Raw genomic sequence first — 24,766 nt, forward strand, 5'->3', positions numbered from 1 at the left:
ATTTTGAGCAGGATTTAGTCCTGCTTTTTTTTTGGCCCAAAATTCGGTATCCACCTATTTAATACTGTGATTTATTTATGGTCCAAAATGTCTAAAAAATTTCTTTCTCATTTCTAGCTAATTACCTTTTTAAAATATTTTAACCACTCTTTACATACTTGTTTTGTGGATTGGATTTTTATTTTTGCTATGGTCGATCTATCCGGCCCGAACCAAACAAATTAAATTTTTTGCAACTCTCTATTTTTTCAATTCAGGAACCTGTTAGCAGCAACAAAATTCTAGACCGGGGCACATTTATGGCCGCAGCACAATTTGTAACGGCACTTAACTTTGCTGACGAATTTGAGCTTTTAAGTTTATCGGCTATGAATACTCAGCCGGGCAATGTCAAAAAAGGCGGGCTGGTATTTGTACGCAATGGCAAACTGAAAATGCATCCCGAAATTTATGATCATTTAGCACTGATATCGATATCTTCTATCTGTGCAGGAAGTATTTATTTCCATGGCCGTGATAAAATTGAGGAAGAAATTATAAACCTCCCTTATAGTGATGGCCTTTTAAATTTGAAGGGTGCGGAAGAGGATTATATGGCTTTTAAACGTTTGTGCAGCCCTGTGTCGCGTTTTTTTTTGCTACAGGCTAAAAAAGTGCAATGGTCTGCAATCCTGTCTACCTTTCGGTTTTTTATGATGGAAGGCATTTGGGATGTGGTTAATTTTGTTGCCCAGGCACTCCACGAGGCTGATGCCGATGTACTTGCCTGTGCACAATTATTAGAAAATATGCAAAAAGAAAAATGGTATCCAGGTTTTTATCAGTCGCTTCAGAATTTTAGAGCCTCACGTTATCCTTTAAGTAAAGCTGGTTTAGCATCAGAATTGCCAGAAACGTTTTAAATTATTTCAGATAATTTTCTAATAAAGCACCTATGTCTTCTCCAAGCGCTCTATTGCCCATATTATTGAGTTTTTGTTGAGAAGAATTATGCTTTTCAATATAGGTAGCCTCTGTTTTATTAAATTTAAGATAACCCTGTTCAAAATAACGTTCTTCAATTTCGGTAGAAGAATCCATCGATCTGAACCATAATTTAATTAACGATCCTGTAATTTTATCAAAGTATAGCCAGTGGTAAATCGCCTCTGCATCTGCACCATCAGGCAGGCCAAGACGCTGAATTTCCACGATAGCAGTATCAGAATTTTGGAAAAAGTATAAAATCTTGTATTTAGACGACATGCGGCAAAAATAGAACTTAATTTTTTATCGCAAAAAAGATTTTGCTGTTTAGGTTTAATATTATTGAATTTGTGCCGGTCAGGATCTATGATCTTGACTATTGATTTCCGGATTTATAATCCGTGTATAGTTCTAAAGCATTGTTGCAAGAATTTGAAATCCTGTTTAGCTTAAAGATTCTTCACTGCGTTCAGAATGACAGATCAGTAGAGGATTGAAAATCCAGATTAACTCTGCTCGTTGGTCAGGATCTGTGATCTTGACCCTTGTTCTGCGGATTTGTAATCCGTGTATAGTAAGCATTGCTGCAAGAATTTGAAATCCTGTTCAGCTTAAAGATTCTTCACTGCGCTCAGAATGACAGATCAGTAGAGGAATACAAATCCCGACTAACAATAGGTATAATATTAATGTTTCTCTCCTTTAATCACCTTAAATAAATGCAAAACCTGGGGGAATAGGGCATCCATGCTTTCTTCTACACCACCTTTTGAACCTGGGAAAGTAAGCACCAGTGTTTCTCCTATAAAGCCTGCCACACCACGCGAAAGCATGGCATAAGGCATGCGCTCTTGTCCGTAACGACGAGCTGTTTCCATAATCCCTTCGATATTCCTATCAATTAAAGGTGCAATGGCTTCTGGAGTTACATCGCGGGGTGAAAGTCCCGTTCCTCCCGTGAAAATGATTAAATGATAACCATCTTTGCTCAATTCGCTTGCTTTATCGCGGATGATATTCATTTCGTCCGGTACGATTTCATATTTCTCTGCATTGATATCCCATTGAGTGAGCCTCAAAATAATGGCCTTGCCAGAACTATCCTGCGCTTTGTTTTCGAAAATAGAATCTGAACAGACCACAACAGCAGCTTTTAGTCCAGGAAATTTGGCATTTTTAAGGTCAGATTTTCCGCCGGATTTTTTTAAAAGCCTGATGTTCTCTATTTCAACACCTTTATCAATCGGTTTTAACATATCGTACATGGTTAAAGCCGTAACTGAGGCGCCATGCATGGCTTCAACTTCAACACCTGTTTTATAAATAGTATGTACTTCTACCGTAATAATAATGGTTAAACCCACAATTTCGTAGGTAATGGCGGTATATTCAATCGGAAGAGGGTGACAATCCGGAATTACATCACTCGTTTTTTTTACCCCGAATAAGCCGGCTGCACGGGCGAATTCAAATACATCGCCTTTGGGGATTTTGCGCTGTTCAATGGCATCTATGGTCTCTTGCTTCGATACCTTTACCGTAGCGGTTGCAATAGCAATCCTCAGGGTGCTGGATTTTTTTGTGATATTTACCATGTTAAATATTTTCTTTCCACTGATGGGTTTCGTCTTCGAATATTTCTTTTCCCCAGATCGGTAATTCTGCTTTTAACCGGTCTACCACTTCACTACAGGCCGCTATTGCCGGTTTACGGTGTGCTGACGAAGTGAAAACAAAAAGGCAGATTTCGCCTGTTTTAACTGTGCCTAAGCTGTGGTAAATATGCATGCAATGGAGTGGGTATTTTTCGAAGATTTCTTCTCTGATCTGATGCATTTTTTCGAGGGCAAGGTCTTCGTATGCGGTATATGCTATCGCTGCAACACATTTACCGTCAATTTCATCTTTTCTTACCTGGCCCATAAAAATACTATGACCACCAATAGCTGTTTTGCTGTTGTGTCTGGCAATACTGTTGGCTATAAAAGCAGGTTCGATTGGGCCATCTACAAATATGTTCTTTATCTTTTTTTCGCTCATGTCAGGGTTTGAGAAAATGATCTCTCCATTTTACAATACCACCTTTTAAACTGTATATTTTTTTTGCATCGCCATATTTTTCCTGCATGGCCTCTGCTGCAGCTACACTTCTAATACCGTGCTGGCAGATTAAAACGACATGTTTTTGGTAAAACTCTTTATTCATAAAAGCACCAAACTCAGACATCGGTACTTGTGTAAAAATCTGTTTGTCCAAAATTGGTACTTCGTGTTTTTCCCGTACATCGATTAAAATTATAGATTCTAATTGCTGAAGTTTCACCAGTTCGCTGGCATCAATTTCTATATATCCCTGTGGCCCTTCGCTGGTATCCTGATAATCCATATTTAAAAATTCATCAACAGTTTTGGGAAGGATATAACCTCCTCCGTGGCTAATATTGATGGTATATTGTTCTTGTGTAAGTAAGTTGTAGCTTAAAATTTTATTGGTTAACGGTTTCCCGATTCCGGCAATTAGTTTAATCGTTTCTGCAGCTGCCATAGTGCCCAATATGCCGGGTAATACACCTAAAACCCCATTTTCAGCACAATTGGTTACTTCTCCTTTTTCGGGCGGAATGGGGAAAAGATCACGGTAATTGGTACTGGCTGCTAAATGATCGGGGGTGTTAAATATGGCCAGTTGACCTTCAAAGCCGGAAACTGCCGCAAATATAAGTGGTTTGTTCAATAACGCACAGGCATCATTAATCAGGTATCTGGATTCGAAATTGTCTGTACCATCTAATATGTAATCGTATCTGGATAGAATATCGAGGATGTTATTTTTCTGCAACCGGATGGGGTGACGGATGATCCCGATCTGAGTATTCATTTCCTGCAGGCGTTTTGCTGCAACCTCTACTTTCAGCTTTCCGATATCAGCCGTAGTAAAAAGAATCTGTCTATGTAAATTAGATAATGAAATGGTATCATCATCAACAATTCCAATGTGGCCAATGCCGGCAGCAGCCAGGTATTGCAATGCAGGACAGCCTAAGCCACCGATGCCAATAACAAGAATTTTAGCCCTTAAAAGCTTTTGTTGTGCTTCCTCCCCAAATCCTTTAAGGATAATCTGTCTGTTGTAACGCTCTGCACTCATATTCCTTAACCCCCTGAAAATGGCGGCATTATGGCTATTGTAGCCTGGTTTGTAATTTCGGTATTCTGTTGAACAATATTTTTGTTCAGGGCAAGTTTATATTTTATGCCTTTCAAGGCTGGAAAACGATCTTCGAGATATTGTTTAAAAGCATCGGTATCAGCAATGCCATCAACTTCAATTTTTTGATTGCTGATAAACTCGGCGATTTTGCCAAAACTGATCATTTCGATTTTCATGCTGCTAATTTACCTGTAAGATGTTAATTTTACTCAATCCTTTTATAAATCTTCTTGTGTAGCGAAATGTCCGTTCGTGATGCTTATATTTCGATACTATTTGTATTGCATCTGGCAATTTAAAATTGCCAGATTATCCAGATTAACGAATTTATAAGCGCTTAAATTGTTTAAAGTGTTTGTTAATGGCTTTCTAACCCTTCATTCGATGGTATAAATTGCCTGCTCTCTTGTGCATTTACGGCAAAACTTAAAAATAATAAGCCGATGATCAGGAATTTCATATTATGCATGTGTAAAGAGTAATTTATAGGCAGCCAGGGCCAATACACAGGCCAGGACATTTTTTAAAACAGTTTGAGGGAATTTTAGCGCACCAAAATAAGCCCCACAAAGGCCACCAACGAAAGCCACGCCAACATAAGTGAGCATGTGGTTATTAAATTCGAAGCCTTTAATGAGTTGACCACCTAAGCCAGCAACCGAATTAACAAAGATGAATGCTGCGCTAATGGCTGCGGTTTGTTTTTGATCAGTCCATTTTAAAAGCAGCAGGATAGGAGAAAGGATAATCCCTCCACCGATACCAATCATGCCCGAAAGTAAGCCGATAATACCACCAATGGCAAGCGATAGCGGAATATTTGATGGTTTGAAGTCTTTTGGATCAGTATTTTTAAAGAAGAAAAAACGGATGACAGGGATAAGTAAAAGCAGTCCTAAAATCTTTTTATAAATGGAACTTTCGATTACCATCATACCGCCAACAAAGGAAAGCGGGATAGAGGCAAGTGCGAAAGGCCAGAAGCTTTTCCACTTAAAATGACCACCACGGTAAAACTGGATAAAGGAAGTGGAAGAAACAAACAGATTTAATAATAATGCTGTTGGCTTCATAATGGCTGGCGAAATGGCAAAAATAGCCATCAGCGCAAGGTAGCCGCTTGCCCCGCCATGCCCAACCGAGGCATATAAAAAAGCAACAATAAAAAGTAAACAGTAAAAGAGGATAAAGCCTTCTTGCATAGTTAGCCAGGTAAAATCAATACGCTTAGGATGTCGTTTTCTATGAATTGTTCTTGTGTTTCATCCAGGCAGATCAGGCAATTGGCCTGTGCAAAAGAGCTTAACCGGTAAGATTCTTGTGCGCTGAGTGGAGTAACTTTTCCGTTTTCATATTTGCCTTTCAGGAAATGCATTAGCCCTGAAGGTTTGGAATAAGGATGTGTGAGCTCGGCCTGGACCTCAATTACACTATTATTTTTATGGGATAATGCTTTAATAGCTGGTAACACATAATTATAATAGCAACTGAGAACAGATGAAGGATTGCCTGGAAGTCCGAATATTAATTTTTGATCTTTGGTTCCAAAAAACAAAGGTTTGCCGGGTTTCTGTTTCACTTTATGAAAAACCTGTTTGATGCCACAAGATGAAGCGGCTTCAATTACAAAATCATAATCGCCAACACTTACACCTCCGGTAAGTAGCACAACATCACTGTTTTCTACTGCATTTTGTAATATGTTTTTAAGGATTTCCAGATCATCATCTGCTTCATAAACAACAATCTGTTCAATGCCTTCATGTTTTAAAGCAGCAGATAGAGAATAGGAATTCGATTCATATACCTGCCCAAATTCGAGGGCTTTTCCCGGTTGCTGTAATTCTTTTCCAGTTACAATAACCGAAATCTTTGGCATGGGGTAAACACTGACTTCGTTGATACCAATGCCTGCGAGAAAGCCAATGGCAGCAGGACTAAGCAGATTTCCACGTTCCAGCGCCAATGCGCCAGCTGTAATTTCTGAACCTTTATCCCGCACATTTAAGCCGAATTTTAAATTGGGATCTTGTAAAGTGATTTTCCCGGCGGTGCGCGTAATTTTTTCCTGCATTACTACCGTATCGGCACCTTTAGGTAGTGGAGCTCCCGTAAATATTCTGCTGGTTTCGCCGTTTTGGATGGTCATAGTGGTTGCTGTTCCAGCCGCCATTTCGCCGGTTAAGGTGAGCTCTTGTTCGTGATCTGCAAACTTAATTGCATAACCGTCCATTGCAGATTGGCTAAATGCCGGGATATCGTATTTCGCATAAACATCGGCTGCAAGAATGTGCCCTGATGCCTTTGCCAAATCAATTGAAATGGGGTTTAATGTTGTGATGTGTTGAGAAATGAGATCTTTTGCTTCTTTAACGCTAATCATGAAAATTTTATCCTCCAATGGTAATCATACTTCTGTTTTGAATGGTCGTGGCATCAATTTTTTCGAAATTGCTTACCAACTGTCCACCCAATGCTTTCTTTTTGCTCGATATCGCCGATTGAATTAGTGGAAGCACGTCTTCATTTTTCCGCAATGCGGTAAGCAGATCAGTTTCACTATCCGAAAAAAGGCAGTTTTTGAGTTTGCCATCTGCAGTTAGGCGCATGCGGTTGCAGGTATCGCAAAAAGGACTGGTCATGGTGCTGATAATAGCAAATGATCCTTCGTGACCAGGAATCATAAAACTTTTGGCCGTATCGTGTGGCTCTCCTTTAACTGGCAGTACCGTGAAATCTTTTTCAATCACCGATAGGATTTCATCTAAAGAAAACATCTTGTTGCTCGTCCATTTGTTACCACTAAAAGGCATAAACTCAATAAACCTGATCTGGATGGGATTATGTTTGGTCCAACTGATGAAATCGGTTATCTCGTTGTCGTTGAGCCCTTTCATCACTACCATATTTATTTTTACTTTTATTTTATGCTGCAAAAGCAATTCGATATTACTTCGTACCTGATGGAAAACATCTCTTCTGGTAATCATAAAGAATTTCTCAGGTTGTAAGGTATCCAGGCTGATGTTAATGGTTTTAATTCCGGCTTCTTTTAATACAGGCAACATTTCTGCAATGCGGGTACCATTTGTAGTAATAACGAGCTCGACCGGAAGTTTACCCAATGCGGCAATAATTTGGGCTGCATCTTTTCTCACCAAAGGCTCTCCACCGGTAAGCCTGATTTTTTTTACGCCATTGGCCACAAAAACTTCTGCAAGCTTAATAATTTCGTCTGTTTGCATAAGCCTGGAGGCAGGAGTGAAGTCGTATTCTTCTTCTGGCATGCAATAAAAGCAGCGAAAGTTGCAGTTATCGGTAAGCGATATCCGCAGGTAATCGTGTATTCTTCCAAAAGAATCTGCTATCATTGCTGGCTGATTAAATTGTTATAATCTGTTTCTGTATCAATATCAATTCCTCGTTGTTCGAAAACGACTGTTTCCGGATCCTGCGGATACTTTTCCTTCATTGCTTTTTGATATCTGTAATTTCTTTCATTAGAGAATTAATGCAATAGAGGATGCAATTTAATGATAATCTGTCACAAATAAGCAAAAGGAAGATATCCCTTTTAAGAAGTATTATGAATAAAAAGCTTGGATTTTTTGATTCTATTGTGCAGTCAGATGTTACCATCTGACTGATAAGTAAATAAATGTTTATTTATCTCTTAGACTGGATTAAGTGTCGGATAGTAATATTTGACGGCACTGCAATATCATACCTACAATAATTACCGAATATTTCAATGTCAGGCTTACAAAGGCTCTGAATGAAAGATTTCAAGATTAATACAGCGCAAACCAATACTGTTAAAGAGTTCTGTAATTTCTTTTGTCCAATCTCTTGGCGAATCTACCCTGAGAATTTTATCAGAATCCCATAAATCAATATTCCATTTAATTTCTTTGAACTGGCTGTTCAGCAATGGGCTGATTACGTTTAACTCGTTATCCGAGGATACATTTGTTTTGAAAACGGCTATCATATAGAAAAGTTTTTAGGTTTGTTGGAACTGTAGACGTACAACTTTAGAAATTACTTTAAGTAGGAGTGATTTTTTATTTTTTTTATTTAGCTCAGTTAAACTAAACAAGCATTTCTAAAAACATTAAATAATTTGTAAGGATCTTTCATCTCGTACGACTAACAGTTTAAACATTATATTTATATAAGATATTACCAAACATGCAAAACGAAACGGACAAAGGCCTTACAGCCAAAAGTCTTCACTCAGATCCGATTAGTTGGGTAGAAAAATATGCCGATTATCTCTATGGTTTTGCGATGTCGAGATTAAGAGATGAGGATGTGGCCAAAGATTTGGTTCAGGATACCTTTTTGGCAGGATTGCAAAGACTAGATGGTTTTGAGGGGAATAGTAAAGAGAAAACCTGGTTAACCGCCATTCTTAAAAACAAGATAGCCGATTTTTACAGAAAACGTTCTGCTAACGGGCTAAGAGATTTGAAGTTAACAGATGCCGAAGACGAGCAGCAGGATTTCTTTGACACTGAATCTGGGCACTGGAATGAAAAATACCGTCCACAGGCCTTTGGTTTGGATGTGGGTAATCCTTTGCTGATGAAAGAGTTGGGTGATATATTAAATGAATGTCTGGCCAAACTTCCGGGATTATGGTTTTCGGTATTCTCAATGAAACATATGGACGATCTGGCTTCAGAACTGATCTGTACCGAACTTAAACTTACTGCGGCTAATTTCTGGGTAATTATGCACCGCACAAAACTTAACCTGAGGGCATGCCTTCAAAAAAACTGGAACTGATATGACGAGCGCGCTAAAAAATATAATCTATAATTGTAAACAGGCTACTTTTCTGATCGAAAAAAGAATCGCCGGAAAAATTACGGCTGCCGAAAAACTACAATTACATGTACATTTGAGAGGTTGTTCGGTATGCAAAATTTATCAGCAGCAGAGTATATTAATTAATAAGGTGTTTGTAGGCCTTGAAAACAGCGATTTTAAACTTGATGAAACCTTTAAAAAAACATTAAAAAATAAGATTGAAAAAGAAATGAATAAAAATTAATTTTCGCTGTAAGGTTAATGCTGCTGGTTCGACTAAGAGAAAAAAAACATAAAAACAAAATGAAAAGAATTATCTTATTTACAGCGTTAGCTGTTGTATTATCGCTGCAAACAAAAGCACAAAAGGGTTTAAAAGAAGGTGATAAAGCACCTATGTTTAGTGGAATGGATCAGAACGGGAAAATCGTGAGTTTGAAAAGTGTACTTAAAGCACACCGTTCTGTGGTATTATTTTTTTATCGCGGACAATGGTGCCCTTATTGTAATAAACACATTAAAGAGCTTCAAGATTCTTTAAGCTTGTTAAGTGGGAAAGATGCTTATGTGATCGGTGTTACACCTGAAACGAAAGAAAATATCGATAAAACCATCAAAAAAACCAGCGCTGGCTTTTCTATCCTTCAGGATAAAGACGACGCGATTATGAAAGCCTACAACGTTAATTTTATGATGGATGAAGCTACCTTTACCAAATACAAGGGCTATGGGATAAATTTAGAGGATAATAATGGTAATACGCGTCATACTTTACCTGTTCCTGCAACCTATATTATCGATCGTTCTGGTAAAATTAAATATGTTCATTTCGATCCCAACTATCAAAAAAGAGCTTCGGTAAAACTTTTGCTTTCCAAACTTTAGGTAGCGTATAGCATATTTTAAAATTTAATTGATCAATTCGAGATATCCATTTTGGTTTGGAAATGAAAGGGCAGTTATTCTGGCGGACAGCAGCCCTGCTTTTGGTACAATGCCCAATAAAGAATCGGGCGCTTTCCCCGTCAATCAGGTTTATGGTGAACGTTTTGCACCTCGTAATCAAAACTGAAATGTTGTTTAGCCATTTTGCCCTGGTGAAGTGTTACCCAATGTCATTAAGTTAAGTCATACGGCACAAGCGAAAATAATTTAACCACAGATAGAAAGGATACACACAGATATGAAAATCCGTGTGTAATCTGTGGTTAAAAGCTCTTATCTTAATGATATTGAGTGATAAATTTGGGTTATTGGCTTGTTTAATTGGTTGAACGATATGGTTTTAATGAATGAATAATAATCTCATCAAATTACCTCCGTTCCCCAATCTGTTGCCGCCACATGGAATAATACAAGCCTTTCTTTTCGAGAAGTTCTAAGTGGCTGCCCGTTTCAGATACCTTTCCTTTTTCCAGCACATAGATTTTGTCGGCATGCATAATGGTCGATAGTCTGTGGGCAATGAGGATGGTCATTTGCTCTCTTCTATCAGAGATTTCGCGAATGGTTGCCGATATTTCTTCTTCGGTAAGCGAATCTAGTGCCGAGGTAGCCTCATCAAAGATCAACAACCTTGGTTTTCTCAATAAGGCCCTTGCGATAGAGATCCGCTGTTTTTCGCCCCCAGATAACTTCATCCCATTTTCACCCAATACGGTATCAATTCCCTGCGCAGCTTTGGCAATAAGTGCTGTAGCTGAGGCCTTTCGTAATGCTTCCACGATCTCTTCTTCGCTTGCTGTAGGATTAACAAAACGCATGTTTTCCCTAATTGAACCTGCATAAAGCTGGGTATCCTGTGTAACAAAACCGATCTGTCTCCTTAATGGATTGTAACGTATGCGTTTGGAACTGGTTTCGTTGAAGAGGATTTCACCATCAACTGGAAGGTAGAGTCCTACTAATAATTTAACAAGGGTAGATTTACCAGAACCTGAAGGACCTACAAATGCCACAGTCTCACCATTTTGGATTTCGAAGGAAATATCATCAATAGCATTGTAACCAGCAGTTTTATGTCTGAAAACTACATTTTTGAATTCGAGCCTGTTAAGTGCATCAAGCTCTACGGCATCATCCGGACGGGTTTCTATCGGTTTTTGCATCAGGTTGTCGAATGTTTTAAGCGAGGCATCTGCTTCCCGGTACAGAATGATCATGTTGCCCAAATCCTGAAGCGGCGTAAAGATTGCCGTGGAGATAAATTGCATTGCAATCAGTTCTCCTGTACTCAATATTTTTCTGAAAATCAGCCATAACAGGATAAAAAGCACCGATTGCTTTAGCAAGTTGAGCAGATTGCCCTGTAAAAAAGAGAGCGTGCTCACTTTCCGGGCTTTTAACATTTCGAGATCAAAAATTTTCAGGGTCTGCACATTCAATCTTCTGATCTCGGCAAAGGTTAAGCCTAAACTTTTTACCAATTCGATGTTGCGCAGGCTTTCGGTAATTACGCCGGCCTGTTTATCAGCCTGTCGGTTAATGGACCGTTGGATAGCTTTTATTTTTTTAGAGAGCAGGCCGGTTAGAGAACCCAGTACCAATACCCCAATAAAAAATACAGGTACCAAAAGCCAGTTCTTGTTCAGGCTGTACCACAATAAGAAACCAATTCCCACTAGCGATGAAAAAAGGATATTGATAAATGCATTGATAAAACGTTCTGCATCTGTTTTTACTTTTTGAAGTACCGACAACGTTGTTCCGCTGCGGCTTTCTTCAAATTCCTGAAACGAGAGGCGGAGCGTTTGTTTGAGGCCATCATTAAAAATATTCATGCCAAAACGAGCCACAGCCTTCCTTGTCGTAAATTCCTGTATGGAGCGGCAAAGCCTGGCCACCAGTGCAATGGCTAGCGCAATGAGCAGCCAGTAGGAAACTTCACTAATAAGCTGGTGTTCGCTTAAATGATGTTTGTTGGTAGAATAATCGTCTATAATCTTTCCAAAAATAATGGGATCGAGCAGGCTTAAAAGCTGTGCTGCAGCGGCCAGTAACAGCGATAGTATAATGAGATTCCGGTGAGGCCTCAGGTATTTTAAAAGTATTTTCATCTTTAGCAGGAATACAGATAGGGTTAGGCAATTAATAAACGCTAATGGCTTACAATAGTTTCAATAAGATCGGCTTTAGGATACTGTTTTCTCTCCGGAATAAATTAAATTTGTAAGAATTTCAGCTAGCAGCAGATGGTAAATTGAAGGTAGAAACTATCGAGGTTAAGCTAGCAGATATTTCCGGTCTTTGGAACCTTGAGGTTGCGGACGTTAAACGTTTAGTGGTAATGATATAGGAACAAAATAGTTATGAACGATTTTGGATTTTTAAGATGATGATAAGCCTGGAAGGGTCGTCAGCAATGACGACTTTTCTTTGGATCTCTCCATTTCACTGCGCTTCAGGAAATGACAATACTTCCAATATAAGCTTCTCAGCTTACTTTCGTGTAAAATCATCCATTAATTGCATGGTAATCAATGCATCTTCGCCACTACATGGATTTTGTCCTTTGCCTAAAAAGTAATCGACTACTTTTTCGATCATAGGTTGTTGAACATGCTGTAAAGGCTCAAATACATATTCTTCAGTTGATTGATCGGTTGTAACCGTAATTTTATTGCCAAACATGGGGAAACTGATGTGACCTTTTGAGCCATATATTACGCAAATATCGGCTTGATCTTTTGAAGCAACAGAGAAACACCAGGTACCGCTGAAAACAATGCCATTTGCGAAAAGGATATTTCCTGCAACCAAATCATCAACTTCGGTATTTTCCTGTTGTCTGGTGGAAATACCCATGGCGTTTTTTACATCGCCGAAATAATAAGTCATGAGATCTAATTGATGCGGAGCCAGGTCATGAAATAAACCACCACCGGAAATAACTGGATTGATCCGCCAATTATCGGCTGTTTTGGCAATTAGCACAGGGTTAGGCGATTGGAGCATTTTTAACCGGACTAAACGAACATCGCCAATGGTATGTGTAGCCAATAGTTCTTTAACTTTTAAGAAAATTGGTTGGGCACGACGATAATGGGCCACGCAAAGTTTAACCTTTAAATTATTGGCTGCATCAGTCATGCGCTGAGCTGCACTGGCATCTAAAGTCATGGGTTTTTCTACATATACCGGCTTGCCAGCTTTTAAGGCTTCAATGGTATAAGCTTCGTGCTGTAGGGGTGGAGTAGCAATGTAAATGGCGTTAACCTCCGGATCGTTAATCAGTTGAGAAGCATTATCATACCATTTAGGTACCTGATGCCGTTTTGCATAATCGGCAGCTTTATCACCGTCGCGACGCATTACGGCAACAAGTTTGGAGTTGTTTACCTTATTAAAAGCTGGCCCGCTTTTTACTTCAGTCACATCTCCACAGCCAATAATGCCCCATCTGATTTCTTCCATAATGTAATCGATTTAAAAGGTTGAATTTAGAAAATATTGTCTGGAAAATTGCTCAATTGATAGAAAGCTTTGTAAAAAAGAAAAGGGATTCACTTTGGGAGTGATCCCTAATCAACTAACCAAACAAACTATTCCGGAAACCACGCCGGAATCAATTTATAAACGAAAGAACCGGGAGATTGTTTTAATGGATGTGTTTATTTGTTAATTTTTTAAAAAAAAGAAAATAAGACCATTTATCCGAAATTAGTCTCGCTTTTTTTAGCTTTGTATTATGCAAAATCTTTCCAAGAAGCTTCAGATTGATCTTATAGAACTTAAGGCAAAATATGCTTTTATTATGGATGAACTGGAAGTTACATTTGCCGATGCTTACCTTTCTAAATTACAAGCTAAACAACGCCTGGCGGAGCAGATGATGATAGAAATGGAAAGGATCCTGACTGGTGAGTCTTGAGGACATGAAAACTAATTGGTCAAGATAAAGAGATAGTTTTTGATCTAACCTTAAGGTAAAGAAGCACTATATCATTAATCTGGAACTGTCATACATGCGTGCCCCAATTTCAATCGTAATTTGCCCGAATTGAAAAAATAATGGAAACCATACGATTTAGGCTACCTCTTTTTTAAAGCAGGGGGTATGCTAAAGGTTGGTTTTTTGTCGGCGTCTTTAAAGTCTACTTCCATAAAATAGTGTTTTTGTTTAATGATGTAATTATCGATAAACCACAGAATATCAGGCAAGTTTTCAGTCATTGGTGATCCGGCTATTTCGTGCCCCATATTTTGTACATACTGAAAATAATACGGATATCCATTTTTTTTGAAAGTTTGCGCAAGATATTTAGAACCAAAAAATCCTCTGTTCAGTAATCTCACCTTATTATAAGGTACAAGGTTATCGGCTGTGCCATGGAAAAGCATGGTAGGTGCTGGTGGTATAGCATATTTTGGCGCGCCATGATAACTTAGTATTGCCCCGGCAAAAGAAATTACACCTTTGTACTGAAAGTGCTGTGGTAATTTAGCTGATAATGCGGTTGCATTCCGCTTGTTATAGTCGGCATGTAGCGCGGTAATAGCGCCAGCACTTGATCCTGATAAAATAATCATAGCCGTATCAATACCAAGTTCTTTCGCATTTTTGATCAGATAAGCTGTCGCGTCGAAAACATCAGTCGTAGCGGTATCAATAGCTGCTTTTAAATTTGAAGTATTAAATGGACTTGGAAATTTCTTCCCCTTAAGACCAAGTCGATAGTCAACTGAAACTACCTTATAGTGATGTGCTAATAAAGTGTTAAAATATTGATCAAATAATTTGCTATCTCTGCGGCCCATTACAAAGCCGCCACCAAATATAAAAAGTACTGTTGGCTTAGCTTCTGTTATTTTACCACTATAGTAAATATCTAACTTTAGTGCACCTGAATCGGTTTGCGAAAATGTTTTAGTATTTATGTGATATTTTTTATCCTGGAGTACAATTTGCCCTATGGAGGATAAAGAGCTGAATAAAATTGCCAGGAACAGCATGCTTAGTGGATATACTTTGTTATTGGGCATCATCTATTTTTTAAGAAAGAGGTTAGCTATCAGTAATTTGACAGGATTTTTTAAGCTAATTTATTGCTTTTTTAGCTTAGGTGCAATTAAATATACAAGATTCTGCACCACTGAATTAATCAGTTATAATTGCAATTGCACTATCTTCTATAGCCAGTTAACCTATATATTAAAATGTTTTTACAAATAACACCGTTTCTAAAAATAGGTGCAATAATTGGTGCTGTACAATTTCTAAATTGGGATTTGATAAAGTTTAAACTGTTTTCATCGTAAAGGTTAGAAGGTACAATATAATATGCATTTTCGCCAACAGTTAATTCCTGTTTGGTTTGATTCGACCAATAATACTGGTGAAGATCGAATATTTCTCCTATGCCATAGGTATGCAAACCAGTTTTAGCGCAAACATAAAAATCTAAATGAGCTGCAGGGAACCACTTTGTAATCACAATGGTATGGATTGGTTTATTCTTTATTGATGATTTATCCAATCGATAAATAGAATCAATTATTCTTCCTGTTTCTTTCCAGCTGTATAAATCTAAGGTGGGATCGCCCGCGCCCAAATTCTTGGAGCCTTTTTGTGGCGAAAACGTGCCCTTGTAAAAGTTAATTGTAATGAGACCTGCACTTACCACGAACAAGAAGAACAGCATACTTGCACCAATAATGGCTTTTGCTTTTGACAGACTAATAGATTCCAGTTTCAATGCAGAAAGAAATATTAAACAGCTATATGCCGGGCCTGACCAATGCGGTAATGTATCTCTAAAAATTGAAAGAAAAATCAGTGTTGCAATAAGAGGAAGCGCACAACATAATAACAGTCGTATTTCGCTTTGAAGGAGAAGATGGTTGGTTTTGATGAAACTAAAAATAGCTATCCAGGCCAGAAAAAAAACAATCGGATTGTTATAGAATATTTGTCCGCTAATTTCTCTGGCGAAGGCTAATGGGTTTATGCCAGCGTGAAACAGGCTAACCCGATTACTGTGGTAGGTGTAGGTAATGAAATGATGCTGGATATTCCAGATGATAAAAGGAGATACAATAATCAAACTAATTAAGGCAGAAACATACATGCCTTTTTGCACCATCAATTTCCTATTGCTAAACAGGGCGAACAATACAACGGCTACCCATAAGTAGATGCCATGAATCTTACACATCATACAAAGACCTGTTGCCACGCCGAACCAGCACCATAGACTTAATGTGGGTAAGCCCAGCTGAATAGATCTGGTGATTTTAAGTAACAAAAAGATGCTCCAGAGCCAGAAAACCATTTGAGGGCTATCTGGCAAAATAAATGTCCCAGCGATAATGCTGCAATAAAAAGACGAAGAATAAAGTAAAACGGCAAACCAACCTACTCGGGCATTAAGGAGTAATTTGCCTGTTTTGTATACGATTATTGTGCCAATTGTTGATGATATTATGGCGCCGAACCGAACAGCCAATTCGTTGTGAATGTATAAATTTATTGTGGTTGCTCTTATTAACCATGCCACAAAAGGGGGATGATCAAAATAGTTCCATTGCAGATTTAAAGCATAGGTCCAGTAATATACCTCATCGTTTCCGAGCGCTGTTGTTGAGGCTATGATCAGTTTGATCACAGTCATCGCCATTATAAAAAGCCAAAGTTTAACTGGAATTTCTTTCACTTAAATGGGGTTAACCTGATTGGTAATTTTAAGCTGTTTATATCTTCTGTTTAGCTTAGCTGATCTGAAAAGTTTAAGATCGTATACCTGATGATAGCTTAAGATTGCACAAGTTATACCGGTTATTGCACCAAAAATTACATCAATCAGAAAATGTTGTGCCAGGTATATGCGTGAATAACCAATTAAAAAAGCAAAAAATAAACAATAAGGAGAGATTTTCTTTTTTTTGAAAACCAGCACCAATACTGTGGTCAAGGCAAAAGCAGATGCAGTATGGCCAGAGGGAAAAGAATTATGATTATACATGCTCACTCCCTCAACAAAATGATTGTACTGAAATAAAGTCTGCTCAAAATAATATTTAGGCCTTGGCATGTGGAATATCCTTTTTGCGATTTGAATAAGCAGTCCTGAATAAATATAAGCAAGGGCCACGGTCATTGCTTTTTTCTTTTTTCGAATTGCAAGCAGGACTGTTGCGACCAGAATACTGATTAAACCATCTCCGAGATTAGTGATATACTTTAAAAAAATATCTAGCCAGGCTGTATGAAACCGGTTAAAAATGAGGAATCCATCTGTTTTAGAAAAGCTGAAATTAAAAATGAGTGCCAACAGCAGTATTGATATCGCAGTAAAAAAATAGTAATGGAGTTTGGTCAGTCTTTTTATTGTACGCATATCTAATTCTTTAACGCAAAACTATTAGCTATACGTCATCTAAAAGTTAAGCAAACATCATGTTTATGTCACGCTGACTGATTAAGAGTTTTTACAGGTCATGGTGTTAATTGAATTAACATTGATTATGAGCTCATAGGAGGTAGTTCTTTTGAAAAAACCCCATAGTTAACATTTCTTAATAAGTTAATATGAAACTACTGATAAGTTAAAATGCTTTGTGTTGCTTTGCTGCCATAGAACTAAATTAATTATGCAAAACAAACAGATAAAGGTGAGTCCAGATTTACAGCAGTTTATTGATAAGTTTGAACCCAGCAAATTTAAACTTATGTCGGGTGGGATTGAAATCAGGGGAATAAACGATATACATAGAAATGTTGCTCAAGCCAGAGAAATTATAGAAAGATTAAAACTTCGCTTAATTGTTTCGCATAACGCCGAGATGCTTAGTTATCGTGGTTTTGAAGTAAATAACCTTTAAACAACAAAAAATTGGAGCGTTTGCAAGGAAGATTTCTGTTATTAATAAATACTTGCTGCTGTTTCGTTTAATTATTGTGCCCAAAGAAAGGAAAATATGCAATCTTCTATAATTTGATATATTCCGCATGAAAATTATTGCGTATCACCAGCGAGGTTGATTGTGATTAACACTTCAAAATACTTGCCTTTCTGGCCAGCGGAGAGTTCTGCCTTTTCTGCATAGGTATGAAGCAACCTTTGCCGGATGTTTTCAAGGCCTGTATGAAACCCGGTATCATTAAGCCCCGTGTTAATCAGGTTACTTGTTTGAATGCTAAACAGTCCTTGCTGCAGTTTTACTATAATTTTTCCCGGATCTTCAGGTTGGCTGAGGTTACCATGTTTAACCATATTTTCGGTTAAACTAAGTAAAAGTAGTGGCATTACCTCTGTAGATTCGGTTTTCTGATCATAATTAAAATCTATAAATAAGTCGGGCTGCTTTATTCGGCTAAGCAGAAGTAGGTTTTCGACTTGACGGATTTCTGCTTCCAATGGCATAATTTCCGGACCATGTTCACATTCTAATGCGTAGCGCATCAGTTTTGAAAGATATCGCACCGCTTCTGCAGCCCTGGGCTCACTCTTATGTGTACTGTTATATATATAGGTTAAGGTATTGAACAAGAAATGTGGGTTAATTTGAGCTTTGAGGTAGGCATTTTTAGCGTTAGCCAGTTCAAGCGTTATTTGCTTTTGCTTTAACACTTCTTCAATTGCTTCTTTTTCCAGCTCTACCGTTCGCTGTTTCTGGTGGATATAACTTTTGATAAAATAATACGCTGTTGAGAATAGTAGAAAATAGATGCCCCGCCATACTGTTACAAACATATATTTCCAGTCTGTAATTGTCAATTTACCAACAGAAAAAGTTGCTGTTTTTGAAAGAGAACGGTCTGCAAGGTATGCGAAAACAGTGTGCAAAAATACTTCAAATACTGTCAATACAATTATGCTTAAATAAACAGGTTTTTGTGGTTTCAAACCTTTTCCTAAAACCAATTCGGCATGAATGTAGAAGAGTGTTATATTGATAATATAGTGAATACAATAGTCTAATATGGGAGCATTTATTTTAAGGATCAATGAGACAAGTACGTATTCATAAATAATGAAGGTAGCCCATGAAATAATATGCCAGCGATAATTTTTTAGCCAGTTTTTCATTTTGTTTTTAAGTTAAAATTTGGTTTTACAACAGTCAACAATTGCTTTACGTAATGTAGTCTTTTAGGGATTTTGGTGGGGCTAATTTTCGTTTATGAAAAGAATTACAGACTTAAAATCGACCCGGAAAACTGCGTTTGTTTTCCGTTCACAAAAAGCAGCTAATATGCGCTTTCAAAAGAGTGATCCAACAAATAGTACAATCACAGCGATTACAACATTTACAACTCAATCAAATTTGCAAATGTCAATCCCTTAAACGTTTTGAGACAAGGGTTTGGTTTTCAATAAAATCCATAAATGCCTCTTTGTATTGTGGAGTCATGAGTACTTCGTACTTTCCAAGGTCGATTTTGTGCCCATTGATTTCCTTTACAAAGTTGGTGTTAATCATGTACGATTTGTGAACGCGGTAGAAGTGCTCATTGTCCTGGAGTTTTTCCTCCATCTCCTTTATGGTCATGTATACTGAATAATCATTTGTTGGGGTATAAATGTGTACATGGTTATTTGATCCCTGGAGATAGATGATGTCCTTTTTGAGTACTTTGGTAAGTTTGCCGCGTTCACCATTTGTGCGTAAGAAAAATGCTTCTTCATTTTCTTGTACAAGACGCTGTGTATCATAACATTCTGAAAGTACCTCATTAACTACTTCTGCAAAATCTCCCATGTTAAAAGGTTTTAAAAGGTAATGTTTTGCCCTAACCTTAAAAGCATCCAGTGCAAATTCTGGATAGGATGTAGTAAAAATAATGTTATGTGATTTATGCTTGAGGTTATCAGCAAGTCGCAGGCCAGACATTGCTGGCATATCAATATCCAAAAAGATTAGCTGTTTATTGCTTTCAATACTGATTTCGCTTAGGGCTTCTATTGGTTTAGTGAAGATACGGTGGACTTTTAGCCTTGGCATTTCCGCAATATAGTCACTTAAAATGTTAATTGCGGTAGGATCATCATCAATGATGATGCATGAGATAGAATTTTTCATTAAGATAGATTTAAGTAGATAAAGGCAATTTAATAAATTATTCTTAAATGGAGTAGTTGGAAAATTAAGAATTTGATACTAAAATCTTAATATGAATCAATTATTCAGGGATGTTTTAGTATGGAGATATTAAAGAAATCAATAACATTTCTTGATCTTAAATAGTTTTTTGTGAAAATGACCTTAAGCATTACTGCCGGAATATAAGATCAACCATAAAAGATTCGTTGGGCTATATGATGGGTAGAGAGGGAAAAAGAAAAGGAAATCAGGCAACACGCTATCTTGTTATGTTATAAAATTTTAATGTATTTTAAACGATATAAATGATCAGATTTCAATAGTGTCCTAAAGGTATTTGTTTTGGTAAGGCTCATTTCAATTAGAAAATGGCGGTTTTTTCTGTGATTATTTAGAATAGAATCCCTTGTATAAAAAGATTAGGTTCAACTCTTGGTGGTTCATCGAATGGTTTATTGAACCATTTTTTGGAGGCCTATTTTAACAAAAAATATGAGGGTGTTTCGTAAACTGTGTCAGTAGTTGTAATTTTAAACTATCGACATACATTATGGCAACACAAGATAATTTTGATTTTGAATCCTTTAAAAAGGATGCTATAGCTGGCTTATATGCCGGCAAAAAGATGACTGGTACCGATGGGGTACTGGCACCAATGATGAAACATTTTTTGGAATCGATGATGACTGGTGAACTTGAACACCACATCTCCGAGAGTAAGCTTTCCGGCGAGGCTAACCGTAAAAATGGTAAGAGTAAGAAAACGGTACGGAGCTTTAACGCTGGGGAGTTTGAACTGGAAACCGGCAGCCCAATGTGATTTAGTTAAGGTTTATACTGCTCTGCGGTAGTTCGTAAACGTCTGATATTTACCTCTTTTTCTTTTTACTGTTGTTCTAACCACATGCCTTTCAGGTCGAACTGGCTCAATATTATTCATAAATAAGCGTTCTATTTCGGTCAGTATTTCCAAGCTGTTTCCAGTTTGCAAGAAGATCTTAAGAATTCTATACTTTAGCATCGCCCAGCTTACATTTCTATTTAACTTATACTTATAGGCTCGATTTTCTGAAATATGTTTTAGTTTCTCTTCACACTGTTTTTCAATAATGCTCTGCAGATTTGAGACAAATAGTCCTGCGAGATAATCCTGTTGAATACATATCACTTTATGTCCACTTAATATTTCCATCTGCATCTGGTTTTTTTGCCCTCCGAAAGCGGTATCGATCTTCCATCGCATAAAGTATAACTCCCTTAATTTTTTTTGTGTAAACCTTGTCTCATCATAAAGATTAGTAAGTAGCACCTCTGTTTCCCCATAGGTCAAAAGTATTTTGAGCATCCTAACCTTGATCCCTGTTCCAAGTGTTACAATGTGCCCCTGACCCTTTAATTTTTCAATCGCCTCATAATAAGGATAAATGGTTATGGTGATATCTCTTTGATTGCTGGAAACGAAATTTTTAACCTCTTTACTAAAGGTTGTTTTGCAGCGCATCAGGAAATGTTTGGGCCTTTCTTCGCTTATCAGTAAATACATTAAGCTATAGCTATGGTATCCACGATCAAATAATGTGATACTATTCCTCAGCAAGAAGGTTGATGTGATCTGTAATGATCGCGTTTTCACTATAGGACCTGGGAAAAATGTCACCCCACAGCGTTAATCCATTTAGAACATCATATATCTGCATTACCCTGGCCATCGGAACCCCGCCATGTTGATTGTCAGCCGAACCGAAATATGCTAATGCCTCAGGGCTGTTTGGTACACTAAAGTTCGAGCCATCTACTGCCAGCAACCTGAAGCCTTCCCAAAGCTGTACATCGCTACGAAATTGGTCATAGAAACATTCGATCAGCAAGTCGTTCCAAACCTTGCAGAATAAAGGATTGAGTTTAGTTCGCTGCAAACAGAAAGCACCCTTGGTACAAATTAAGTCAGCCTCGCCAATACTTCCAAAAAACGATTGCAACTCGATACTTAGACTGCGTTTAGGAAGATTGATCAACATACCTACAACCTTGGACAGAGGCAATTTCCGTTCACGGCTAAAATCTGATGGACTTTTTGTAAAGAGGGATCTGATTTCAGAATTGCTTGCCACCATGTTCAGGAACAATTTAAGTTGTTCGATAATCTTTATATTTGCTTTAACCATTGAGTATTGTTTTTAGTCGAACACAAAGAACTGAAAAAATCAGTTCTTTAACTCGATGGTTTTTAAAGCAATATCGCTTAACTAAATGACATTGCGCGACCGCCTGGTACCTTCGAGCCTCTTTCGGAGGCATAAATTTTGTTTTTGACTACTTAAACAAATTAGAAATTGATAAGCTTTGCCATGCACACCTGCCCTGCGTTGCTGCCCAAAGCAAGTATTCATGGAAAGATGTTTTCTACTCCCTTAAATCTGTTTTTCTCTGTGGCGGCGATAGTGTCGAAGATCTCCATACCCACTTAAAAAGTCATTTTGTCGACAATCCTTATCTTAGACTGGCAAGCCCCGATACTGTTTTGAGAAGACTCTCCGGGCTTACTGAAGAAACAAAAACCTGTGTAACCAAGCGAGGGGTGGTTACACATCAATATTGTACCAACCGGACCCTGGAGAACTTTAACCTGGAAGTCCTCAAAAAGATAGGGATCCTTGATTCCCGGGAACTTACCCTTGATTATGATAACACGATCATTTTCAATGAAAAACAGGACAGTAAAATGACCTACAAAAGAGATTATGGCTATCAGCCAGGTGTTTGTACCGTCAATGAGCAATTTGTACTTTATATCGAAAACAGAAATGGGAATTCTGATGCAAAGTCATTCCAAAGGGATACGCTCGAAAGAATTTTTAACCTGCTTGAAACAAAGAAAGTAAAAAAGATTAAAAACTTTCGGGCAGATGCAGCATCCTACCAGTATGACGTGGTTACTTTGCTGTAACAGAAGGTAGAACACTTTTACATAGGATGCAAAAACAGCTATGTCGAGAAATATTTTCCGCAAATTAGCAACTGGAAAGTGATGGAGGACAAAAATGGCCTGCTGGAAGTAGGATACACGGACATCATTCCCTTTATGAACCAGGCCAGGTAACAAAACCAACAGCCACAGACATATAGGCTGATTGCCAAACGAAGATTGAAAAAAGATGGCCAGGTAGATTTGATTACCCAGGATGCCTATGAATACAGGGGGATCCTAACCAACAATTTCGAAACGGATGTTGTTGCCCTTGTCCATTTTTATAACCAGAGAGGGAGGATGGAGCGGCAATTTGATATCCTTAAAAATGATTTTGGATGGAATAGCATGCCTTTCTCTACATTGAACAAAAACCTGGTTTTCCTATATTTTACAGCGATCTGCAGAAACATATATAATAAGGTCATTGATTATTTTTCACAAAAGGTAAAAACGCTGAAGCCATGTTTCAGACTAAAAAAGTTTCTTTTTAGGTTCATCATCCGGCCGGCCAAATGGGTTAGGCAGGGCAGACAGCTGAAATTAAGAATTTATTCAATAGACCGTAGCTACCCATAGCACCAAGACCACTAAAAGAAATAATAGCGCTAATATGTTACCTGAAATATAGCCAGGAGGGGATCCCTATTTCATTTTTATGCCCAAAATAAAATTTCGACCCCAAATCTGTTCAGAAATGCCAATCAAAAATGAACTTCCAGCTAAAAATACAATTATCACGGAATAAAATCAGGTGATATTCATTTTTAGAACGTAGTAATATTCAGATTACAACAGACATTAGGAGCTATCCGATCAGCATAACGGACAAGGATTATTATGGCTTCTTGCCAATATTTACCCTGATATTCACTTCAAAATCGCCATCGGTATAACCACTGATTGCTGAGGTTGCGGTATTGTAATAAGCCATGAAATATAAGGTTGATTTGTAATTCATGCCAAAACCAACGGTAGCATTTTGCGTATTGTGGTACATCGCCATTACATAGAGTTTATCGTTGGCAAAATTGGCATTTAAACCGGCATCCCATAGGTTATCATAATTTTTAATGCCCCTGTAAACACCTTTAGGTTCCAGGCTGATGCCATTAATGCCCGATCCCAGCATGAACTTATAACTTACCGCCGAATAAAATGTAGGTTTGTTGGCAAAGTTTAAATCGTCTTTTCTGAAAACGGAACGCATGTTAGGCACGGCACCCTCTACGGTTAATCCTTTCGAGGTATAAGAGATCCCGAAATCGCCATCAAGGTAATAACCCCGATCGTTAAAACGGGCAATGGACGGATCGTTAATATCGCTGTTTTTTACACTGCTTAAATCCAGTTTATCCTGACTTGCACCGAATGAAATCCCAAAGTTTAGTTTCTGATCGTCGCTATTTAAGGGAAGGTGATAGGCAAAGGTTCCAACGGCTTTGGTGCGCTGGATGCCGCCCGATTTCTCATTGTAGATGTTTATACCCCAACCCACTTTGTTTACCTGCTGATCTAAAGTAACGCTCTGTGTAATGGGTGCACCGGGAATGTTAGACCACTGCTTGCGGAAACTTCCGTTGATGTTAAATCCTTCGGTAATACCCGCCATTGATGGATTAACCAGGTAACGGTTCTGGAAATATTGTGCATTAAGCGGAAGGATCTGTGCTTTTACCGACCCTAAAAATAATGTACTGGCTGCAAATAGAAACGTTACGCGACGCATTTGCTTTATGTTTTTGGTAATTGCTCTCATGTCT

At 38.0% G+C, this 24,766-nt stretch carries 27 protein-coding genes and 1 pseudogene; 9 read left to right on the plus strand and 19 right to left on the minus strand.

Features of this window, described 5'->3' with window-relative positions; translation table 11 throughout:
* Positions 1 to 299 precede the first annotated feature (299 nt).
* The gene (locus tag BCL90_RS05545) at positions 300 to 902 is read left to right on the plus strand and encodes a hypothetical protein (RefSeq protein WP_208529851.1); all 603 of its coding nucleotides are present in this window, start codon (positions 300 to 302) and stop codon (positions 900 to 902) included.
* Between the two features lies 1 nt (position 903).
* On the opposite strand, the gene BCL90_RS05550 is transcribed toward BCL90_RS05545, so the two are convergent.
* The 9 genes from BCL90_RS05550 to BCL90_RS05590 form a co-directional block, all read right to left on the minus strand.
* The gene (locus tag BCL90_RS05550; RefSeq protein ID WP_121283006.1) at positions 904 to 1,245 is read right to left on the minus strand and encodes a hypothetical protein; all 342 of its coding nucleotides are present in this window, start codon (positions 1,243 to 1,245) and stop codon (positions 904 to 906) included.
* 407 nt (positions 1,246 to 1,652) lie between these two features.
* Positions 1,653 to 2,561, minus strand: coding sequence for a bifunctional molybdenum cofactor biosynthesis protein MoaC/MoaB (gene moaCB / locus BCL90_RS05555; protein ID WP_121283007.1), 909 nt, complete (start codon positions 2,559 to 2,561; stop codon positions 1,653 to 1,655).
* Position 2,562: 1 nt separating this feature from the next.
* Complete coding sequence (locus BCL90_RS05560) at positions 2,563 to 3,006, minus strand: molybdenum cofactor biosynthesis protein MoaE (protein WP_121283008.1); 444 nt, start codon at positions 3,004 to 3,006, stop codon at positions 2,563 to 2,565.
* A gap of 1 nt (position 3,007) precedes the next feature.
* Positions 3,008 to 4,114, minus strand: a complete 1,107-nt coding sequence (locus tag BCL90_RS05565; protein ID WP_121283009.1) for a ThiF family adenylyltransferase — start codon at positions 4,112 to 4,114, stop codon at positions 3,008 to 3,010.
* Between the two features lie 5 nt (positions 4,115 to 4,119).
* The gene (locus BCL90_RS05570; protein ID WP_121283010.1) at positions 4,120 to 4,353 is read right to left on the minus strand and encodes a MoaD/ThiS family protein; all 234 of its coding nucleotides are present in this window, start codon (positions 4,351 to 4,353) and stop codon (positions 4,120 to 4,122) included.
* A gap of 285 nt (positions 4,354 to 4,638) precedes the next feature.
* Positions 4,639 to 5,379, minus strand: a complete 741-nt coding sequence (locus BCL90_RS05575; RefSeq protein WP_121283011.1) for a sulfite exporter TauE/SafE family protein — start codon at positions 5,377 to 5,379, stop codon at positions 4,639 to 4,641.
* Positions 5,380 to 5,381: 2 nt separating this feature from the next.
* On the minus strand, positions 5,382 to 6,560 hold the full coding sequence (locus BCL90_RS05580; RefSeq protein WP_121283012.1) for a molybdopterin molybdotransferase MoeA: 1,179 nt from the start codon (positions 6,558 to 6,560) through the stop codon (positions 5,382 to 5,384).
* Positions 6,561 to 6,567: 7 nt separating this feature from the next.
* Positions 6,568 to 7,548: a GTP 3',8-cyclase MoaA gene (gene moaA, locus BCL90_RS05585; RefSeq protein WP_121283013.1), complete on the minus strand. Its 981-nt coding sequence runs from the start codon at positions 7,546 to 7,548 to the stop codon at positions 6,568 to 6,570.
* Between the two features lie 389 nt (positions 7,549 to 7,937).
* Positions 7,938 to 8,168: a hypothetical protein gene (locus BCL90_RS05590; RefSeq protein WP_121283014.1), complete on the minus strand. Its 231-nt coding sequence runs from the start codon at positions 8,166 to 8,168 to the stop codon at positions 7,938 to 7,940.
* A 200-nt stretch (positions 8,169 to 8,368) separates the two neighbouring features.
* Here BCL90_RS05590 and BCL90_RS05595 point away from each other — a divergent pair, with 200 nt between their 5' ends.
* From BCL90_RS05595 to BCL90_RS05605, 3 genes are read left to right on the plus strand one after another with little or no spacing between them, the layout of a single operon-like run.
* On the plus strand, positions 8,369 to 8,968 hold the full coding sequence (locus BCL90_RS05595; RefSeq protein ID WP_121283015.1) for a sigma-70 family RNA polymerase sigma factor: 600 nt from the start codon (positions 8,369 to 8,371) through the stop codon (positions 8,966 to 8,968).
* A gap of 1 nt (position 8,969) precedes the next feature.
* Complete coding sequence (locus tag BCL90_RS05600) at positions 8,970 to 9,236, plus strand: zf-HC2 domain-containing protein (RefSeq protein WP_121283016.1); 267 nt, start codon at positions 8,970 to 8,972, stop codon at positions 9,234 to 9,236.
* Between the two features lie 59 nt (positions 9,237 to 9,295).
* A complete protein-coding gene (locus BCL90_RS05605; protein ID WP_166792176.1) occupies positions 9,296 to 9,877 on the plus strand; it encodes a peroxiredoxin family protein in 582 nt (193 codons plus the stop codon).
* Positions 9,878 to 10,305: 428 nt separating this feature from the next.
* Here the strand turns inward: BCL90_RS05605 and BCL90_RS05610 are convergent, their stop codons facing one another.
* Both BCL90_RS05610 and BCL90_RS05620 read right to left on the minus strand, forming a co-directional pair.
* Positions 10,306 to 12,048 carry an ABC transporter ATP-binding protein gene (locus tag BCL90_RS05610; RefSeq protein ID WP_121283018.1) on the minus strand — a complete coding sequence of 581 codons (1,743 nt, stop codon included), beginning with the start codon at positions 12,046 to 12,048 and terminating at the stop codon, positions 10,306 to 10,308.
* A gap of 382 nt (positions 12,049 to 12,430) precedes the next feature.
* Entirely contained in the window at positions 12,431 to 13,405 is a 975-nt protein-coding gene (locus BCL90_RS05620; protein ID WP_121283019.1) for a Gfo/Idh/MocA family protein, read from the minus strand.
* 274 nt (positions 13,406 to 13,679) lie between these two features.
* Here BCL90_RS05620 and BCL90_RS05625 point away from each other — a divergent pair, with 274 nt between their 5' ends.
* The gene (locus tag BCL90_RS05625; protein ID WP_121283020.1) at positions 13,680 to 13,862 is read left to right on the plus strand and encodes a hypothetical protein; all 183 of its coding nucleotides are present in this window, start codon (positions 13,680 to 13,682) and stop codon (positions 13,860 to 13,862) included.
* A 161-nt stretch (positions 13,863 to 14,023) separates the two neighbouring features.
* On the opposite strand, the gene BCL90_RS05630 is transcribed toward BCL90_RS05625, so the two are convergent.
* From BCL90_RS05630 to BCL90_RS05640, 3 genes are all read right to left on the minus strand, one after another.
* Positions 14,024 to 14,977, minus strand: coding sequence for an alpha/beta hydrolase (locus BCL90_RS05630; protein ID WP_121283021.1), 954 nt, complete (start codon positions 14,975 to 14,977; stop codon positions 14,024 to 14,026).
* Positions 14,978 to 15,114: 137 nt separating this feature from the next.
* Entirely contained in the window at positions 15,115 to 16,644 is a 1,530-nt protein-coding gene (locus tag BCL90_RS05635) for an ArnT family glycosyltransferase (RefSeq protein WP_121283022.1), read from the minus strand.
* Positions 16,645 to 17,328, minus strand: coding sequence for a phosphatase PAP2 family protein (locus BCL90_RS05640; RefSeq protein WP_121283023.1), 684 nt, complete (start codon positions 17,326 to 17,328; stop codon positions 16,645 to 16,647).
* A 253-nt stretch (positions 17,329 to 17,581) separates the two neighbouring features.
* Here BCL90_RS05640 and BCL90_RS05645 point away from each other — a divergent pair, with 253 nt between their 5' ends.
* A complete protein-coding gene (locus tag BCL90_RS05645; protein WP_121283024.1) occupies positions 17,582 to 17,812 on the plus strand; it encodes a hypothetical protein in 231 nt (76 codons plus the stop codon).
* 134 nt (positions 17,813 to 17,946) lie between these two features.
* Here BCL90_RS05645 and BCL90_RS05650 read toward each other — a convergent pair whose 3' ends face one another.
* Positions 17,947 to 19,020: a sensor histidine kinase gene (locus BCL90_RS05650; protein ID WP_121283025.1), complete on the minus strand. Its 1,074-nt coding sequence runs from the start codon at positions 19,018 to 19,020 to the stop codon at positions 17,947 to 17,949.
* Between the two features lie 247 nt (positions 19,021 to 19,267).
* The gene (locus BCL90_RS05655; RefSeq protein ID WP_121283026.1) at positions 19,268 to 20,014 is read right to left on the minus strand and encodes a LytR/AlgR family response regulator transcription factor; all 747 of its coding nucleotides are present in this window, start codon (positions 20,012 to 20,014) and stop codon (positions 19,268 to 19,270) included.
* Between the two features lie 571 nt (positions 20,015 to 20,585).
* Between BCL90_RS05655 and BCL90_RS05660 the strand changes: the two are divergent.
* Positions 20,586 to 20,840: pseudogene (locus BCL90_RS05660) on the plus strand (IS256 family transposase); the annotation flags it as partial.
* A 27-nt stretch (positions 20,841 to 20,867) separates the two neighbouring features.
* Here BCL90_RS05660 and BCL90_RS05665 read toward each other — a convergent pair.
* Positions 20,868 to 21,578, minus strand: coding sequence for a hypothetical protein (locus BCL90_RS05665; protein ID WP_121283028.1), 711 nt, complete (start codon positions 21,576 to 21,578; stop codon positions 20,868 to 20,870).
* 40 nt (positions 21,579 to 21,618) lie between these two features.
* Positions 21,619 to 22,200: a hypothetical protein gene (locus BCL90_RS05670; protein WP_121283029.1), complete on the minus strand. Its 582-nt coding sequence runs from the start codon at positions 22,198 to 22,200 to the stop codon at positions 21,619 to 21,621.
* A gap of 356 nt (positions 22,201 to 22,556) precedes the next feature.
* Between BCL90_RS05670 and BCL90_RS05675 the strand changes: the two genes are divergently transcribed.
* Both BCL90_RS05675 and BCL90_RS05680 read left to right on the plus strand, forming a co-directional pair.
* Positions 22,557 to 22,982, plus strand: a complete 426-nt coding sequence (locus BCL90_RS05675; protein ID WP_244095056.1) for a hypothetical protein — start codon at positions 22,557 to 22,559, stop codon at positions 22,980 to 22,982.
* Positions 22,983 to 23,180: 198 nt separating this feature from the next.
* Positions 23,181 to 23,582 (plus strand): transposase, encoded by a 402-nt coding sequence (locus tag BCL90_RS05680; protein ID WP_166792177.1) that lies wholly within the window; start codon positions 23,181 to 23,183, stop codon positions 23,580 to 23,582.
* Between the two features lie 259 nt (positions 23,583 to 23,841).
* Here BCL90_RS05680 and BCL90_RS05685 read toward each other — a convergent pair whose 3' ends face one another.
* A complete protein-coding gene (locus BCL90_RS05685) occupies positions 23,842 to 24,762 on the minus strand; it encodes a PorP/SprF family type IX secretion system membrane protein (RefSeq protein WP_121283032.1) in 921 nt (306 codons plus the stop codon).
* Positions 24,763 to 24,766: the final 4 nt, after the last annotated feature.

Source organism: Pedobacter alluvionis (assembly GCF_003664035.1).
GTDB classification, from domain to species: Bacteria; Bacteroidota; Bacteroidia; order Sphingobacteriales; family Sphingobacteriaceae; genus Pedobacter; species Pedobacter alluvionis.